This is a genomic window from Mesorhizobium sp. M2A.F.Ca.ET.042.01.1.1, from assembly GCF_003997405.1.
Taxonomy (GTDB): domain Bacteria; phylum Pseudomonadota; class Alphaproteobacteria; order Rhizobiales; family Rhizobiaceae; genus Mesorhizobium.
Genome location: NZ_RZRX01000140.1, coordinates 1 through 16,643, shown reverse-complemented (window position 1 = coordinate 16,643; position 16,643 = coordinate 1). Strand labels below are relative to the sequence as shown.

General features: G+C 62.9%; 13 protein-coding genes and 1 pseudogene. 6 read left to right on the top strand and 8 right to left on the bottom strand.

Annotation, left to right across the window (positions count from 1 at the left end):
• Positions 1–283 precede the first annotated feature (283 nt).
• Positions 284–2,173 carry an MFS transporter gene (locus EOA23_RS20815; RefSeq protein WP_127305525.1) on the top strand — a complete coding sequence of 630 codons (1,890 nt, stop codon included), beginning with the start codon at positions 284–286 and terminating at the stop codon, positions 2,171–2,173.
• Positions 2,174–2,356: 183 nt separating this feature from the next.
• Here EOA23_RS20815 and EOA23_RS20805 read toward each other — a convergent pair whose 3' ends face one another.
• On the bottom strand, positions 2,357–2,548 hold the full coding sequence (locus EOA23_RS20805; protein WP_126082788.1) for a DUF2735 domain-containing protein: 192 nt from the start codon (positions 2,546–2,548) through the stop codon (positions 2,357–2,359).
• 309 nt (positions 2,549–2,857) lie between these two features.
• On the opposite strand from EOA23_RS20805, the gene EOA23_RS20800 reads away from it, so the two are divergent.
• Positions 2,858–3,895 (top strand): glutamine synthetase beta-grasp domain-containing protein, encoded by a 1,038-nt coding sequence (locus EOA23_RS20800; protein ID WP_042642239.1) that lies wholly within the window; start codon positions 2,858–2,860, stop codon positions 3,893–3,895.
• A 320-nt stretch (positions 3,896–4,215) separates the two neighbouring features.
• On the opposite strand, the gene glnA is transcribed toward EOA23_RS20800, so the two are convergent.
• On the bottom strand, positions 4,216–5,625 hold the full coding sequence (gene glnA, locus EOA23_RS20795) for a type I glutamate--ammonia ligase (RefSeq protein ID WP_042642240.1): 1,410 nt from the start codon (positions 5,623–5,625) through the stop codon (positions 4,216–4,218).
• A 60-nt stretch (positions 5,626–5,685) separates the two neighbouring features.
• On the bottom strand, positions 5,686–6,024 hold the full coding sequence (locus EOA23_RS20790; RefSeq protein WP_018428041.1) for a P-II family nitrogen regulator: 339 nt from the start codon (positions 6,022–6,024) through the stop codon (positions 5,686–5,688).
• 346 nt (positions 6,025–6,370) lie between these two features.
• Here EOA23_RS20790 and EOA23_RS20785 point away from each other — a divergent pair, with 346 nt between their 5' ends.
• Positions 6,371–7,888, top strand: a complete 1,518-nt coding sequence (locus tag EOA23_RS20785; RefSeq protein ID WP_127305526.1) for an NAD(P)H-hydrate dehydratase — start codon at positions 6,371–6,373, stop codon at positions 7,886–7,888.
• 18 nt (positions 7,889–7,906) lie between these two features.
• Here EOA23_RS20785 and waaF read toward each other — a convergent pair whose 3' ends face one another.
• Genes waaF through EOA23_RS20770 form a run of 3 tightly spaced genes read right to left on the bottom strand, consistent with a single transcriptional unit; the run spans position 7,907 to position 11,464 of the window.
• On the bottom strand, positions 7,907–8,911 hold the full coding sequence (gene waaF / locus EOA23_RS20780; RefSeq protein ID WP_127305524.1) for a lipopolysaccharide heptosyltransferase II: 1,005 nt from the start codon (positions 8,909–8,911) through the stop codon (positions 7,907–7,909).
• 59 nt (positions 8,912–8,970) lie between these two features.
• On the bottom strand, positions 8,971–9,912 hold the full coding sequence (locus EOA23_RS20775; protein ID WP_127305523.1) for a glycosyltransferase: 942 nt from the start codon (positions 9,910–9,912) through the stop codon (positions 8,971–8,973).
• Positions 9,913–9,931: 19 nt separating this feature from the next.
• A complete protein-coding gene (locus tag EOA23_RS20770; RefSeq protein WP_126061014.1) occupies positions 9,932–11,464 on the bottom strand; it encodes an acyl-CoA carboxylase subunit beta in 1,533 nt (510 codons plus the stop codon).
• 389 nt (positions 11,465–11,853) lie between these two features.
• On the opposite strand from EOA23_RS20770, the gene EOA23_RS20765 reads away from it, so the two are divergent.
• Complete coding sequence (locus EOA23_RS20765) at positions 11,854–13,311, top strand: DEAD/DEAH box helicase (protein WP_127305522.1); 1,458 nt, start codon at positions 11,854–11,856, stop codon at positions 13,309–13,311.
• 56 nt (positions 13,312–13,367) lie between these two features.
• Here the strand turns inward: EOA23_RS20765 and EOA23_RS20760 are convergent, their stop codons facing one another.
• Together EOA23_RS20760 and EOA23_RS20755 are read right to left on the bottom strand one after the other, a co-directional pair.
• The gene (locus EOA23_RS20760) at positions 13,368–14,357 is read right to left on the bottom strand and encodes an alpha/beta fold hydrolase (protein WP_127305521.1); all 990 of its coding nucleotides are present in this window, start codon (positions 14,355–14,357) and stop codon (positions 13,368–13,370) included.
• 84 nt (positions 14,358–14,441) lie between these two features.
• Positions 14,442–15,290, bottom strand: a complete 849-nt coding sequence (locus EOA23_RS20755; RefSeq protein WP_126061011.1) for an SDR family oxidoreductase — start codon at positions 15,288–15,290, stop codon at positions 14,442–14,444.
• Between the two features lie 191 nt (positions 15,291–15,481).
• Between EOA23_RS20755 and EOA23_RS20750 the strand changes: the two genes are divergently transcribed.
• Positions 15,482–16,516, top strand: coding sequence for a cysteine synthase A (locus EOA23_RS20750; protein WP_126061010.1), 1,035 nt, complete (start codon positions 15,482–15,484; stop codon positions 16,514–16,516).
• A pseudogene (locus tag EOA23_RS36520) lies at positions 16,516–16,643 on the top strand (alanyl-tRNA editing protein); the annotation flags it as partial. The gene EOA23_RS20750 and the pseudogene EOA23_RS36520, both read left to right, overlap by 1 nt.

Below are 16,643 nucleotides of genomic sequence, written 5' to 3'. Positions count from 1 at the left end.
CAGCCTGCTCGAGGCACTGCAAGGCTAGAAGCAATTCCGCCTGCAATTGCGTAAGACAAACAAATTTGGAGTGGACCGGCGACCCGCCCGAGCTGAGCCACTCCAGGCGCACGCCGTTTTCGCACCGCACCTAATACCAAAGTCATAATCCCATCGTCGCGGTGCCTTTCGGCCGTCATTTCTGTCATTTTTTGCTTCGTTGGCTGTGTTTTCGAGTCTGCGTTCGGAGGAGTGCGGCGCGCAGCCATCGAGGACAGACGGGATCTCACGGGAGGATATACAAATGGCAATGGCATCGGCCGCCGGCGGAACCAGCCGCGGCATGACGCGGGAGGAGAAGAAAGTCATCTTCGCCTCGTCGCTCGGCACCGTTTTCGAATGGTATGATTTCTATCTCTACGGTTCGCTGGCCGCCTTCATCGGCTCGACCTTCTTCAGCCCGGCGATCCCGGAGGCGACGCGCAACATCTTCGCGCTGCTGGCCTTTGCCGCCGGCTTCCTGGTGCGCCCGTTCGGCGCGCTCGTGTTCGGCCGCATCGGCGATCTCGTCGGCCGCAAATACACCTTCCTCGTCACCATGACGATCATGGGCCTGTCGACCTTCCTGGTCGGCCTGCTGCCCGGTTACGCAAGCTGGGGCATCGCGGCGCCGGTGATCCTGATCGGGCTCCGAATGCTGCAGGGCCTGGCGCTCGGCGGCGAATATGGCGGCGCCGCGACTTACGTCGCCGAGCATGCGCCGGACGACCGCCGTGGTTACTACACCTCATGGATCCAGACCACGGCGACGCTCGGCCTGTTCCTGTCGCTCATCGTCATCCTGATCGTGCAGGGTTCGCTCAGCAAGGAAACTTACGCGGCCTGGGGCTGGCGCATTCCCTTCATCGTCTCGTTTATCCTGCTCGCCGTTTCGGTCTGGATTCGGCTGTCGCTGTCGGAGTCGCCGACCTTCCAGCGTATGAAGGACGAGGGTAAGGGCTCGAAGGCGCCGCTGACGGAGGCGTTCGGCCAGTGGAAGAACGCCAAGATCGCCCTTCTGGCGCTGCTCGGCCTCACCGCCGGCCAAGCCGTGATCTGGTACAATGGCCAGTTCTACGCTCTCTTCTTCCTCACCAACGTGTTGAAGGTCGACGCCCAGTCGGTCAACATCATGATCGCCATCGCGCTTGCCATCGGCTCGATCTTCTTCGTTGTGTTCGGCTGGCTGTCCGACAAGATCGGCCGCAAGCCGATCATCATGGCCGGACTGGCCCTGGGCATCGTCTGCACCTTCCCGCTGTTCAAGGCGTTGACCTCGGCCGCCAACCCGGCTCTGGCCACCGCCCAGCAGAACACCCGTGCGACGGTGACGGCGGCGCCCGGCGACTGCAGGTTCCAGTTCAACCCGGTCGGCACGGCGAAGTTCACGACATCCTGCGATATCGCGACCTCGTTCCTGACCAAGAACTCGGTGCCATACGACGTTGTCACGACGGCCGCGCCTGGAACTGCGGCCACGGTCAAGATCGGCAACGAGACGGTGGAGTCTTATGACGCCGTTGCCGCCGGCGATCAGGCCAAGGCCAAGGAGGGGGCTTTCCAGAAGGCGGTGAACATGGCGCTGAAGGACGGCGGCTATCCGCTGAAGCGCGCCGCGGCCAAGGTGGCGGACCAGAAGCTCGATGCCTTCATCGCGGCCAATCCGGAACTGAAGCTCGATGCAGCCACGATCCGCGGCGGCGAGAAGGCCACGGTCCCGACCGAGCAGGCGATCGCCGACAAGGTCCTGACCAAGGACGAGGCCGCCGGTGCGACGGAAGTCACGGTCTACACCATACCGGGCGGCGGCGCGTTCGCCATGTTCGCCGATCCGGCGGCCATCAACTGGCCGATGACCATCGGCATCCTGTTCATCCTGGTGCTGTTCGTGACCATGGTCTATGGGCCGATCGCCGCGATCCTGGTCGAAATGTTCCCGACCCGCATCCGCTACACCGGCATGTCGTTGCCTTACCATATCGGCAACGGCTGGTTCGGCGGCCTGCTGCCAGCGACCGTGTTCGCGCTCAGCGCCTACAAGGGCGATATCTACTACGGTCTCTGGTACCCGGTGATCATCGCGGCAATGTCGCTCATCATCGGCATGATCTTCGTCAGGGATACGCTCGGCACCGACTTGCACGCCAAGGACTGACCTCGGTCATCTGCTCGACAAAAAAGCCCGGCGCGAGCGATCGCGCCGGGCTTTTTCGTCCACAAAACCTAATGCATGTCGCCCAGAAGTGGCGTAGCGGTTCTGGGACAACGACATGCATCAAAACAAAGACCTAAAGCGCGTGGCCTGAATCCGTTTCAGCGCGACGCGCTTTAAGGGCGATCAGCTCTTGCGCTGATTTTCTTCCTCGACGGCTGCTTCGTGGTACCAGCCATCAAAGTCGGCGTGCTCGCCGCGAAGCGTCGCAAGCTCTGCCGCGAATTTCGCCTTGGCGCCTAAATTTGAGGCAGACTTGCGCCCTGCCAGCGGGAACATCAGGATTTTTGCCGACGGACGCGGTTGCATGACCTGCATTGGCGACCTCCTTGCTTGTCTAGGGACTTGCCGATTCAACTTAGCAGCCAAGATAGGTTCTGCGATTCATTTAGGCAATATGCCTACAAAAAGATCATTATTTGCCAATTATTTGTGCAGAAATATCGATTGAGCGATCCGAGCGCATTATTGGGGCGGCTAAGCAAAATCTACGTGTTGTTTTGAGCATTTTGCCGCACCCGCCGACGGCGGAGTGGCATACGAATTGCTTTTTAACCATCGGCAGGCCGGCAAGCCCGGCCATGCGTTGACGCCGCTTGCGGTGTCCTAGCAACGAGAGGCACTGGAATGACCAAATACAAGCTCGAGTATATCTGGCTCGACGGATATGTCCCGACCCCCAGCCTGCGCGGCAAGACCCAGATCAAGGAGTTTGCCGAGTTCCCGACGCTCGAGCAGCTGCCGCTGTGGGGCTTCGATGGCTCGTCCACCAACCAGGCCGAGGGCCACAGCTCCGACTGCGTGCTGAAGCCCGTCGCCGTGTACCCGGATCCGGCCCGCACCAATGGCGTGCTGGTCATGTGCGAAGTCATGATGCCGGATGGCGTGACCCCGCATGTCTCCAACAAGCGCGCCACCATCCTCGACGACGAGGGCGCCTGGTTCGGCTTCGAGCAGGAGTATTTCTTCTATAAGGACGGCCGTCCGCTCGGCTTCCCCGAGAGCGGCTACCCGGCGCCGCAGGGCCCGTACTACACCGGCGTCGGCTACAAGAATGTCGGCGATGTCGCCCGCACGATCGTCGAGGAGCATCTCGACCTCTGCCTCGCCGCCGGCATCAACCATGAAGGCATCAACGCCGAGGTGGCCAAGGGCCAGTGGGAATTCCAGATCTTCGGCAAGGGTTCCAAGAAGGCCGCCGACCAGATGTGGATGGCTCGCTACCTGCTGCTGCGCCTGACCGAGAAATACGGCATCGACATCGAGTTCCACTGCAAGCCGCTGGGTGATACCGACTGGAACGGCTCGGGCATGCACGCCAACTTCTCGACCGCCTATATGCGCGAAGTCGGCGGCAAGGCCTATTTCGAGGCGCTGATGGCGCAGTTCGACAAGAACCTGATGGACCACATCGCCGTCTACGGTCCCGACAACGACAAGCGCCTGACCGGTAAGCACGAGACCGCGCCGTGGAACAAGTTCTCCTATGGCGTCGCCGACCGCGGCGCTTCGATCCGCGTGCCGCACTCCTTCGTCAAGAACGACTACAAGGGCTACCTGGAAGACCGCCGCCCGAACTCGCAGGGCGACCCCTACCAGATCGCCTCGCAGATCCTGAAGACGATCTCCCAGGTTTCGACCGACGCTGTTTCGGCTGCCGCCTGATCATCGAGGGGCGGGCCTCGCCCGCGCCTCGTAAGTTTCAATTGTCGAAAGCCCTGGCGTTCTTCGCCGGGGCTTTTTTTGCATGCAAACAACCAGCGGGAATGTTTTGCCTCCCGCCGCCAGCGGCAGCAACGCCACGCGATTGAGCGCCGCGACCACTTTGGCATGACTGCTGCTTCTGCAGCGGCGGACCGGGCCGGATGCTGCATGGCTCCGATGGATTTGCGGAAAGGCGACAGCCCTCCGATGGACCGCCCATGCGAAAACCCCGGCGAAACGCCGGGGTCCGTCTTTGTCGCCGATGCGGAGAAGTTCGGTCGTCAGACCGAATAGTACATGTCGTACTCGACCGGATGCGGGGTCATTTCGAAGCGCATCACCTCGGCCATCTTGAGTTCGATATACGCATCGATCTGATCGTCGTCGAACACGCCGCCGGCCTTCAGGAATCCGCGATCCTTGTCGAGGTTCTGCAATGCCTCGCGCAGCGAGCCGCAGACGGTCGGAATCTTCTTCAATTCCTTCGGCGGCAGGTCGTAGAGGTCCTTGTCCATCGGCTGTCCCGGATGGATCTTGTTCTTGATGCCGTCGAGGCCGGCCATCAGCATGGCGGCGAAGCCGAGATAGGGGTTCGCGCCCGGATCGGGGAAGCGGACCTCGACGCGCTTCGACTTCGGCGAGGAGCCGAACGGAATGCGGCAGGAAGCCGAGCGGTTGCGCGCCGAATAGGCGAGCAGCACCGGCGCTTCATAGCCCGGCACCAGACGCTTGTAGGAGTTGGTGAGCGGGTTGGTGAAGGCGTTGATCGCCTTGGCGTGCTTGATGATGCCGCCGATGTAATAGAGGCAGGTTTCGGAGAGGCCCGCATATTCGTTGCCGGCGAAGGTCGGCTTGCCGCCCTTCCAGATCGACTGGTGCACATGCATGCCCGAGCCGTTGTCGCCGAACACCGGCTTCGGCATGAAGGTGGCCGTCTTGCCGTAGGCATTGGCGACCTGGTGCACGACATACTTGTAGATCAGCATCTTGTCGGCGTTGCGCACCAGCGTGTCGAACTTGATGCCGAGCTCGTGCTGGGCGGCGGCGACTTCATGGTGGTGCTTCTCGACGCGCACGCCCATCTCGGCCAGCACGGTCAGCATTTCGGAGCGCATGTCCTGCGCGGAATCGATCGGCGGCACGGGGAAGTAGCCGCCCTTGATGCGCGGGCGGTGGCCGAGATTGCCGGTCTCGTAGTCGGTGTCGTCATTGGACGGCAGTTCGGTGGAGTCCAAACGGAACCCGGTGTTGTAGGGGTCTGCCTTGTACTTGACGTCGTCGAAGACGAAGAACTCGGCTTCCGGGCCGACATAGATGGTGTCGCCGATGCCTTCCGACTTCATATAGGCTTCGGCCTTCTTGGCGGTGCCGCGCGGATCGCGGTTGTAGGCCTCGCCCGAGATCGGATCGAGGATGTCGCACAGGATGACCATGGTCGACTGCGCGAAGAACGGATCCATGTGGACGGTATCCGTGTCGGGCATCAGCACCATGTCGGACTCGTTGATTGCCTTCCAGCCGGCGATCGAGGAGCCGTCGAACATGACGCCATCGGCGAACATGTCTTCCTCGACCTCGACGACATCCATAGTCACATGCTGCAGCTTGCCGCGTGGATCGGTGAAGCGTAGGTCGACGAACTTCACGTCGTTGTCCTTGATCTGCTTCATGATGTCTTTGGCTGTCGTCATGTCATGTATCCCTGTGTGATGACGTGTTTTTGATGATGACGTTGCAGAAAGATGGGGGCGTCAGATGGCGTCGATACCGGTCTCGCCGGTACGGATTCGCACGACTTCCTCTATGTTGGAAACGAAGATTTTTCCATCGCCGATACGGCCCGTTTGCGCCGCTTTCCGGATGGCTTCGATGGCGCCTTCAACGGCTTCGTCGCCGAGCACCACTTCGATCTTCACCTTGGGCAGGAAGTCGACAACATATTCGGCGCCGCGATAAAGCTCGGTATGCCCCTTCTGACGGCCGAAACCCTTGGCCTCGGTGACGGTGATGCCTTGCAGCCCGGCCTCTTGAAGCGCTTCCTTCACTTCGTCCAGCTTGAATGGCTTGATGATCGCTTCGATCTTTTTCATGTAAAAAATGGCCTCCACTGCCAAGAAGACGGGTTGTGTACCCCGCTTGCGCCTCCATCTAGCACGAACCGTGCCAATCCAGAGGGGAGGAGACGGTACAGGGCGTTTTCGATTCCGCATCGGGCCCGGATGCAAATTCGCGTCATCCGCTGCGCCGGATGCGGCATGGACGCCCAAACCCTATACATCGCCCCTCCTCAATCCTGCATAAAAAATGGGCAGGAAGCGCAAATAGCAATCAGACCCCTCTCAGATGCGGCCGCATCTGCAAACGATGCGCGGCCGCGGCGGTTTGCTTCGAACCGAAAACTGGACAATGCTTGATCGCACGGAGATCGGCAATCCCATGCGCAATGAACTTCTATCGACGGCCGAAATGGCCGAGGCGGACAGACTGGCGATCGCGGCCGGGCCGCTCGACGGCTACGGTTTGATGCAACGCGCCGGCGAAGCAGTCGCGACCCTGGTGCTGGCGCGCCACCCGAGCGCGAAGAGGGCGCATGTGCTGTGCGGCCCCGGCAACAATGGCGGCGACGGTTATGTCGTGGCGCGGCTGTTGACCGAGGCCGGCGTCGATGTGGCTCTGTGGGCGTTGGGCGAACCGCGGGCAGGCAGTGACGCCGCGCTCGCGGCGGCTGCCTGCACCCTGGAGCGGCGCCCGCTGTCGGCCTTCACTCCCGAAGCCGGTTCGCTGGTCGTCGACGCGCTTTTTGGCGCAGGCCTGTCGAAACCGCTATCCGGCGACGCCAAGGCCGCGGTCGACATCGTGACAGCGATGAACCTGCCGGTTGTCGCGATCGACCTGCCTTCGGGCGTTTCCGGCGATAGCGGCGAAGTTCTTGGCTCGGCATTTCGCGCGGTCCTCACGGTGACCTTCGCGCGAAAGAAGCCCGGGCACCTGCTGCTGCCGGGGCGCGAGCGATGCGGCGAGATCGTGTTGGCTGATATCGGCATTCGCGACGAGATCATCAACGAGATCGCGCCAAGGACCTTCGAGAACCGGCCCGGGCTTTGGATCGCGAACTTTCCGGCGCCGGCGGTCGACGCGCACAAATACAAGCGCGGCCATACGAGCGTCTTTTCGGGCGGACCATCGGCGACCGGCGCGGCGCGGCTGTCGGCGCTGGCGGCCGCAAGAAGCGGGGCAGGGGCCGTCACCGTGCTCTCGCCGGCAAACGCCATGCAGGTCAACGCGGCGCATCTAACCTCCATCATGTTGCGCAAGGTAGACGCGATCGAGGATGTGCATGACCTGATCGGCGATCGCCGGCCGTCCAGCTTTGTCCTCGGCCCCGGCTTCGGCATCGGCGACAAGGCGCGCGATTTCACGCTCGCCGTGCTGGCCAGGAAGCGCCAGGACGGCGGCGTCGAGGGCCTTGTGCTCGACGCCGACGGCATCACGTCCTTTCGCAATGCGGCCTCGACGCTGTTCGAGGCAGCCGGCAAACCGGATGCGCCAGCGTTGATCATGACGCCGCATGAGGGTGAGTTCGGCAGGCTGTTCGCGGACATTGCGGGCGACAAGGCTTTGTCGAAGCTGGCCAAGGCGCGCACCGCCGCGCAACGCGCCAACGCCGTGATTGTCTACAAGGGCGCCGACAGCGTGATCGCCGCGCCGGACGGCCGCGCCGCGATCAACGGCAATGGCGCGCCCTGGCTTGCCACCGCCGGTTCGGGCGACGTGCTGGCAGGCATCATCGCGGGCCTCCTTGCCCAGGGCATGCCGGCCTTCGAAGCGGCTTGCGCCGGGGTCTGGATCCATGCCGAGGCCGGCAGCCGTTTTGGGCCGGGCTTGATAGCCGAAGACCTGCCCCTGGCCATGCTGCCGGTTCTTCGCGACCTGCTGGAAGGCACTGCCCGATGATTCGGACGGGGCTCAGATTCATTTTCCAGATGCTGCGTCGGCCAAGGCCGCGAGAACCCGCTCCTCGCTGACACCGCGTGTATCAAGCACCCAGCTCGGCGTCGAAATCGGCGGCTCGAGATAACGCACCTGATCGTTTACAGGCCCTGTCTCATAAGACCGATTTGATCCGAAGATAAGCACGCATGGTCCGCCCAAGGCTGCGGCCGCATGGCAGAGGCCCCCATCAACGCCGAGGAAGACGGTCGAGGCGGCGATCTGGCACATGGCGTCGGTCAGTTGCGGTGTCGACGTGAAATCCACCGCCTCCGGAAGCGCTGCCCGGATCTGCGCGGCGGCCTCGCGTTCTCGTGGGCCGCCGATGAGCCAAACCGACCAGCCGCGCCGGGCGTGATCCTTCGCTACCGAGATGAAACGCTCCGCCGGCCATGAGCGGAAGTTGGTGAAAGCGGACGTGTAAAGCGCCAGCGCCGGTCGCGCAGGGTCGATCCCGTGTCGGGCGCGCCAATCGGAAAGCTCTTCGGCCGAAATAGCCATTTGCGGCGCAGGCAACCGCATGCGGTGGGCTGGCTTTTCACCCAGCATCGCGATGGCGCAGACCTGTTCGTACAATCTGGTCTTGCGCGGACCGAACGCCACGAAGCTCTTCAGCCAGCCGGCAGGCAGGCGGTTGATGATGCCGAACTGGAATTCCCGTGGATAGCCGATGCGTTCCGGTATGCCGGCCAGCCATGGCACGAGCGCGGCCTTGGTGCTGCTGGTGAGCATATAGGCCGCCTGGTAGTTCTCCTTGCGGATTTCGCGCGCCAGACCGGCCCGTTGTCTCAGCCCGGGCTTCCAGTGCTTCTCGACAATCCATGTCTTGCGGATATGCGGCATCAACCGCGCCAGTGGCGCGGCAAGCGGCGAGGTGGCGACGTCGATCGGATGCCCGGGAAACTTCTCGGCCAGAATCTGGATTGCCGAATGGCAACGGATGAAGTCTCCGATCGCCGGCAAACAGAAGACTAGGATGGGACGCAACGGGCGCTACCTTTAGATCCGGAACAATCGCTACCAATGGCTAATATGACGGTGATTTGTCACGGAAGCGCTTCGCCATCAAGGATGCGCGCATAGAGTTCCAGATAGGCCTTCGCCGTCTTCTCGATAGGGAACCTGTCGGCGGCCGACTGGCGGCATCGTTGCGCCGACAGGCCTCCGATCTCAGCAAGACCGCGCCCGAACTCCTCGTCGGTTTGGAAGAAGCGCCCGGTATCGGCATCGACGGTTTCCACGAGCGCGCCGCGCGGTGTGGTGAGCACGGGAGTGCCGCACAACATCGCCTCGACCTGCGCCATGCCGAACGGCTCTTCCCACGAGATCGGGTTTAGAAATGCCTTCGATTCCCCAAGCAGGCGCAGCTTGTCCTGGCCATCGACCATGCCGTGAAAGCGGTAGCGGGCGGAAAGGCTCTTGAAAAACACGCCCTCGCGGCGCGTCTTGCTTCGGCCGAGCAGCTTCCAGCGCGAGCCGCCGGCGATATCAAGGATGAAGTCGAATTTCCTGGCAAGATCCACCGCGCGGTTCAGCCCCTTTCCGGCGCGCGCAATCGCCGCCATGAAGAAGAGATGATCGTTCTTCGTCACCGTCAGCCGGTAAGCGTCCACAGGAAACCCGTTGTAGACGAAGGTCTTGCGGCCATGCAGCTCGGCATGACGGGCGCTGAGGAAGTTCCAGTTGGGCTGCGGCCGCGGATAGTCCGGAAGGTGGCCGTGCTCGGTGTTGAGCGTCGGGTAGGGGACCTCGACTTTCCAGGCGTGGAGATTGACGATCTGCGTGTCGCGGGGGATCGCCGCCCTGCACTCGGCTTCGCTGACCGCATGCCTGACCTCGCACATCGGGTGCGACGATCCCGGCGCGGCGATCAGGACGACATGGTGCCCGAGCCTGACCAGTTCGGTGACCAGCCATTCGACCTGGCGCTGCGTGCCGCCATACCCCTTGGCCGGAATAAGGCTCTGAGCTGCAAGGGTTATGCGCATTTCTTGTCGGCGCGGCTTCTCACAACGGGATGTTGTCGTGCTTCTTCCAGGGGTTCTGCATGTCCTTGTTGCGCAGCATGCGCAGCGCGCGCGCCACCCGGCGCCGCGTCGAATGCGGCATGATCACCTCATCGACATAGCCGCGTTCCGCGGCGACGAAGGGCGACAGGAAGCGATCCTCGTAAGTCTTTGTATGGGCGGCGATTTTCTCCGGGTCACCGATGTCCTTGCGGTAGATGATCTCGACCGCGCCCCTGGCGCCCATCACGGCGATCTGCGCCGTCGGCCAGGCATAGTTCATGTCGCCGCGCAGATGCTTCGACGCCATGACGTCGTAAGCCCCGCCATAGGCCTTGCGGGTGATGACGGTGATCTTCGGCACGGTCGCTTCGGCATAGGCGAAGAGTAGCTTGGCGCCATGCTTGATCAGCCCGCCATATTCCTGCGCGGTGCCTGGCAGGAAGCCCGGCACGTCGACGAAGGTAACGATGGGAATCGAAAAACAGTCGCAGAAGCGCACGAAGCGCGCCGCCTTCCGGCTGGCGTCGGAATCGAGCACGCCCGCCAGCACCATCGGCTGGTTGGCGACGAAGCCCACCGTGCGCCCCTCGACGCGACCGAAGCCGGTGACGATGTTTCTCGCAAAGCTCTGCTGGATCTCGAAGAAATCGCCTTCGTCGGCGACCTTCAGGATCAGTTCCTTGATGTCATAGGGCTTGTTGGCGTTGTCGGGGATCAGCCGATCGAGCGACAGGTCGTGGTCCGTCACCGACTGGTAGCACTCGATCTCGGGAATCTCGGCCGTGTTCGACGCCGGCAAAAGATCGACCAGCCGGCGCATCTGCAGCAGCGCCTCGACATCGTTGTCATAGGCGCCGTCCGCAATCGAGGATTTGGTCGTGTGGACGGAAGCGCCGCCGAGGCTTTCGGCGGTCACCGTCTCGTTGGTCACCGTCTTCACCACATCCGGTCCGGTGACGAACATGTACGAGGTGTCGCGCACCATGAAGATGAAATCGGTCATGGCCGGCGAATAGACATCGCCGCCGGCGCAAGGGCCCATGATCAGCGAGATCTGCGGGATAACGCCGGAGGCGAGCACGTTGCGCTGAAAAATCTCGGCATAGCCGCCGAGCGCCGCCACGCCTTCCTGGATGCGCGCGCCGCCTGCGTCATAGAGCCCGATGATCGGCGCGCGATTGCGCAGCGCCATCTCCTGCACCTTGATGACCTTCTCGGCATGCGCCTCCGACAGCGAACCGCCGAACACGGTGAAATCCTTGGCGAAGATATAGACCGGGCGGCCGTTGACGGTGCCCCAGCCGGTGACGACGCCGTCGCCGGCAATCTTGGTTTTCTCCATGCCGAAATCGGTCGAGCGATGCTCGACATACATGTCGAACTCCTCGAACGAGCCCTCATCGAGGAAGACCTCGATACGCTCGCGGGCAGTGAGCTTGCCCTTCTTGTGCTGCGCCTCGATACGGTCCTTGCCGCCGCCCATGCGGGCAATCTCGCGGCGGCGTTCGAGTTCCTTCAGCACGTCTTTCATCGCTGGTTCCCCAAAACGGATAAGTTATTCGTGGTAATGGCGAGGGCAGGAGAGCGCAAGCACCCTCGTTTTGCTGCATTGCAACATGCCCCCTTGCATTTCGGGCCGGACTCGGCCATATGCAGGGACATAGGCGCTTGGGCCGGCTTGTCCGGCTTTCTCCACGAATGAGACTGGTTGCGTCTGTTTTCCCTCTTTCACATCGGCCTCGGTCGATCGGCAAGACGGCGAAAAAGCCCCGGGGCACGACGTCCGCGGGCACGACAGCGCAGCCGCGCGGACGTTTCCCGTCCGCCGCCTTGTCGTTTCCTGATATTTGTTTCGACGGCAGGTTGCGCCCTGCCGCCATCGACGTTTGCGGCGATTGCGCCGCTTGAAAGAAGATAAATTTGACCAACGAAAACACTCTCCCCAACAACGACGCTGGGGAACTCTCCGGTTTCGCGGCCCTTGGCATCGGCGGCGCGCTGCTGAAGGCTACGCTGGCCGCCGGCTTCACCGAGCCGAAGCCGATCCAGGTGCAGGCCATCCCGCCGCAGCTCGAAGGCCGCGACATTTTCGGCATCGCCCAGACCGGTTCTGGCAAGACGGCCGCCTTCGCGTTGCCGATCCTGTCGAAGATCATCGGCCTCGGCACCAAGCGCCGGCCAAAGACGGCGCGCGCGCTGATCCTGGCGCCGACGCGCGAGCTCGCCGTGCAGATCGAGGACACCATCAAGCTGCTCGCCAAGGGCGCGCATATCTCGACCGCGCTGGTGCTTGGCGGCGTCTCGCGCTTCAGCCAGGTGAAGAAGATCGCGCCGGGCGTCGACATCCTGATCGCCACGCCTGGACGGCTGACCGATCTGGTGCGGGAAGGCGACCTCATCCTTGCCGACACCAAATGGCTCGTCCTCGACGAGGGCGACCGCATGCTCGACATGGGTTTCATCAACGACGTCAAGCGCATCGCCAAGGCGACCGCGCCGGATCGCCAGACTGCGCTGTTCTCGGCAACCATGCCCGACGAGATCGCCGAGCTTGCCAAGGGCCTGCTGAAGAATCCGGTCCGCGTCGAGGTCTCGCCGCAGAGCACGACCGCCGCCGAGATCGTGCAGAGCGTGGTGCTTGCCCGCACAAGGCAGAAACGCCAGGTGCTGTCCAAGATGCTGGCCGACGAGGCGATGCGCACGGTGATCGTGTTCTCGCGCACAAAGCATGGCGCCGATCGTGTCACCAAGGATCTTGTGCGCGACGGTTTTGAAGCCGCCGTCATCCACGGCAACAAGTCGCAGAACGCCCGTCAGAAGGCGCTCAACGATTTCCGCGACGGCTCGGTCCGCATCCTGGTCGCGACCGACATCGCGGCGCGCGGCATCGACGTGCCCGGCATCAGCCATGTCGTGAATTTCGACCTGCCGGACGAGGCGGAAAGCTATGTCCACCGCATCGGCCGGACGGGTCGCAACGGCAGGGACGGCATCGCGATCACGCTTTGCGATCCCTCCGAGAATGCCAAGCTGCGGCAGGTCGAGCGCATCATCCGCATGAAGCTGCCGGTCGTTGCCGACCACCTCGGCAGCCCGGATCCGCAGCGCGACCCCAGGGAAAAGACCGAGCGCCATTTCGAGCCGGCCAATGACCGCGAGCATCATGGCGGCCGCCGCGATGGCCGCCGACCGGGCAATGGCGGTGGCAAGAAGCACTTCGCCGGCAAGCCCAATGGCGGGCGCGGACCGAAACCGCAGGGCGAACGCCCGGCGGCCGCCCAGCCGAACGGCGAGCGCAAGCCCGGCAGTTTCAAGCGCTTCAAGGGCAACAACAAGCGCCGCTTCGGCGGCAAGCGTCCGGCGAACCGCGCTGCTTGAGCCCATCAATTCTGATCGAGAAACGGCCGGAGCGAATGCTCTGGCCGTTTTTCGTTTCACTGGCCAGATTGCTGCTGCATCAACGCCTTAACCCAGACCACGATACGCTCCGTTAGAAAGCGTGTGGTCTGCGGCGACAGCACATCGCCGGCGATGACGTGATTGTCCGGATCGCCGGTATCGTCGACCGGCACCAGCTCGTGCGAACCACCCCAGCGCCTGGCGATCTCGCGCGTCCGGTCCGGCCGCACCACCTTGTCGGAATCCGAGAAGATGAACAGGGCAGGGATCTTCGCCTTCTCGACCGGCGCGGCATAGGCCAGCTCAGTGAGCGCCGCCATCGGCAGCACTGCCCTCATTGGATATTTCGTGGTCCAGAATTTTTCGTGCAGCGCGTTGCGTGCCGGGAAGCTGCGCTCCTTGCCGCCGACGAGTTCGGCGATCTGCCTGCCCCAGGGCATGGTCAGCAACTCCGCGCCGGAGGCCTTGACGCCGAAATTCGGCGATATGAACGCGATGGCCGCGACACCGTCGGAAGCACCCGGCTCTGTCGCTGCCCATGCCGCCAACGAGCCGCCGGTCGAGGTTCCGATGACGATCACCTTATCGCCAATTTCGCGGCCGATGGCCAAAGCCTCCTCATAGTCGTTGATCCACGCATTGACGCTGCCTTGCGCCATGGCCGCCCCGTTCTGGCCGTGGCCGGTCAGCCGCGTGTAGAAGAGGTTGGCGTCCAGTTCATCCGCAATGTCGTCCGGCAAGGGGCGGACCTCGCCTTTAGAGGCGGAAAAGCCGTGGATGTAGACGATGGCCAAAGGCGTCTTGGCGTGGACCATCGGATTCGCCCAGATGATCTCCTTGTCGAGCCCGTCGCGGATGTTGGGCACGGCAGCCTCTTCACGCGCCAGATAGGCCTGCGGATCGTCGCCGATCACCGACGGATTGAAGCGGATTGTGGTGTCTACCGGTACGCGCGGGCCAAGAAAGAAGCCGGCGACCAGGATGACTGCAAGGCCAAGCACCGCCAGCACGATCCGCCGCCCCATTCCAGTCTCCAAGCAATGATTCTCAACCTATGGCCGTCCCCGCCGGCAGGCAATCGCCGTTTCGCCGGCTTATGTCGCGCCGGTTCATGTCGCCTTGTCGCGGGACGGGTCTTTTTTGCCCGCCGGCCTGCGATCGAAATGCAGCGGCCGACCCCACCAGTGGGTGGTGAGCCCGATGACGAAGCGGCCGATCGGCCGCGGCAGCAGGCCGAGCAGCTTCACCGGCCAGCTTATGTGATACGGGAAGGTGACTTCGAAGCCGCCCTTCCTGATGCCGCGCGCCATGCGGCGCGACGCGCGATGCACAGGCATGAGGCCCGGCATCGGCAGCTTGTTCTTTTCGGTCAAAGGCGTGTCGATGAACCCCGGATTGATGACCTGGATGCGGATGTTCATCTTGTCGAAGTCGTATTTCAGCGACTCCGCCAAGATGTTGATCGCGGCCTTGGTGCCGCCATAGGCCGCCGTTGTCGGCCAGCCGGAATAGGCGGTGACCGATCCGACAAGAACGACATGGCCGCGTCCGCGTACGCGCATATGCTCGACTACAGGCACCACGCCGTTGACGATGCCGAAATAGTTCACGGCGAAGGAACGATGAAAATCGCGCACCACCAGATTCTCTCCGGGGGTGGCGATGTAGTTGCCGGCGTTGAACACGGCGAGCACGATCGGCCCCATCTGCTCCTCGATCGCGGCGGCCGTGCGGGCCATGCCCTGCTCGTCGGTGACGTCGCAGGGAAAGGACCTCACATGCCCGGACATTTGCGCCGTTTCGACGATCAGCGTGTCGGCTGGATCTTCCGGCAGCGACGTCACCGCCACGGCATAGCCTTGATTGGCGAGATCCTTGGCCAGCGCGCGACCAAGCCCGCTGCTGCCGCCTGTGATCCAGGCGACACCGTCTTTCGGATTGGCCCGGTAGAGTGTCATAGGGTGTCCTGCGGATGTTCCGGTTTGCTCTAGCGGCGGAGAATTCGGTTGAAAAGAGCGGTTTTGCACCTGGCACTGAAATGGTTGCGAGCGTTGCACCATCCGCAATGCGACTGGACCAGGCAAAATCTTGCCTTGAAACCGCGGCGTCCGGTTTTTAGGGTCTCGCCGCACACATGAAGGAATCCCACATGCCCCGTTCAGTGATCGAAGCGATCGGCAACACGCCCCTGATCCGGCTTAACAAGGCTTCGGAAGCGACCGGCTGCGAGATCCTAGGCAAGGCCGAGTTCATGAATCCGGGGCAATCGGTGAAGGATCGGGCCGGCCTGTTCATCATCCGCGACGCCGAACAGCGCGGGCTGCTCAAGCCCGGCGGGCTCATCGTCGAAGGCACTGCCGGCAACACCGGCATCGGCTTGACGCTGGTCGCCAAGGCGCTCGGCTACCGCACCGTGATCGTCATCCCCGACACGCAGAGCCAGGAAAAGAAGGACACAATCAAGATCCTGGGCGCGGAGCTCATCGAAGTACCGGCCGTGCCCTACAAGAACATCAATAACTACATAAAACTGTCCGGCCGGCTTGCCGAGCAACTGGCACGCTCGGAGCCGAACGGCGCGATCTGGGCCAACCAGTTCGACAATGTCGCCAACCGCGACGGTCATGTCCGCACGACGGCCGAGGAGATCTGGGCCCAGACCGGCGGCAAGGTCGATGGCTTCGTTTCGGCCGTAGGCTCCGGCGGCACGCTCGCCGGTGTCGCGCTGGGGCTCAAGGGCAAGAGCAAGGACGTCAAGATCGCGCTCGCCGATCCACTGGGCGCCGCCCTCTACAGTTTTTACACCAGCGGCGAGTTGAAATCCGACGGCAGCTCGATCACCGAAGGCATCGGGCAGGGCCGCATCACCGCCAATCTGGAAGGCTTCAGGCCGGACTTCTCCTACCAGATCCCGGACGAGGAAGCGTTGCCGATCATCTTCGACCTGATCCAGGAAGAGGGCCTCTGTGTCGGCGGCTCGACCGGCATCAACATCGCCGGCGCCATCCGGCTGGCGCGCGAGCTCGGACCGGGCCACACCATCGTGACGATCCTTGCCGACTACGGCACGCGCTACCAGTCCAAGCTCTTCAATCCGGAGTTCCTGCGCGGCAAGAACCTTCCGGTGCCGGGCTGGATGGAAGAAAAGGCCGACATTTCCGTGCCGTTCGAAAAGGTAGCATGATGGCGCACAAGACGGAGGCGCTGTTTCGCGACGACGCCTATCAGACGACGGCCGAGGCCGAGGTTGTCGCCATCAACGATCGGGGTGGCATCCTTCTCGACCGCACCATCTTCTACGCCACGTCGGG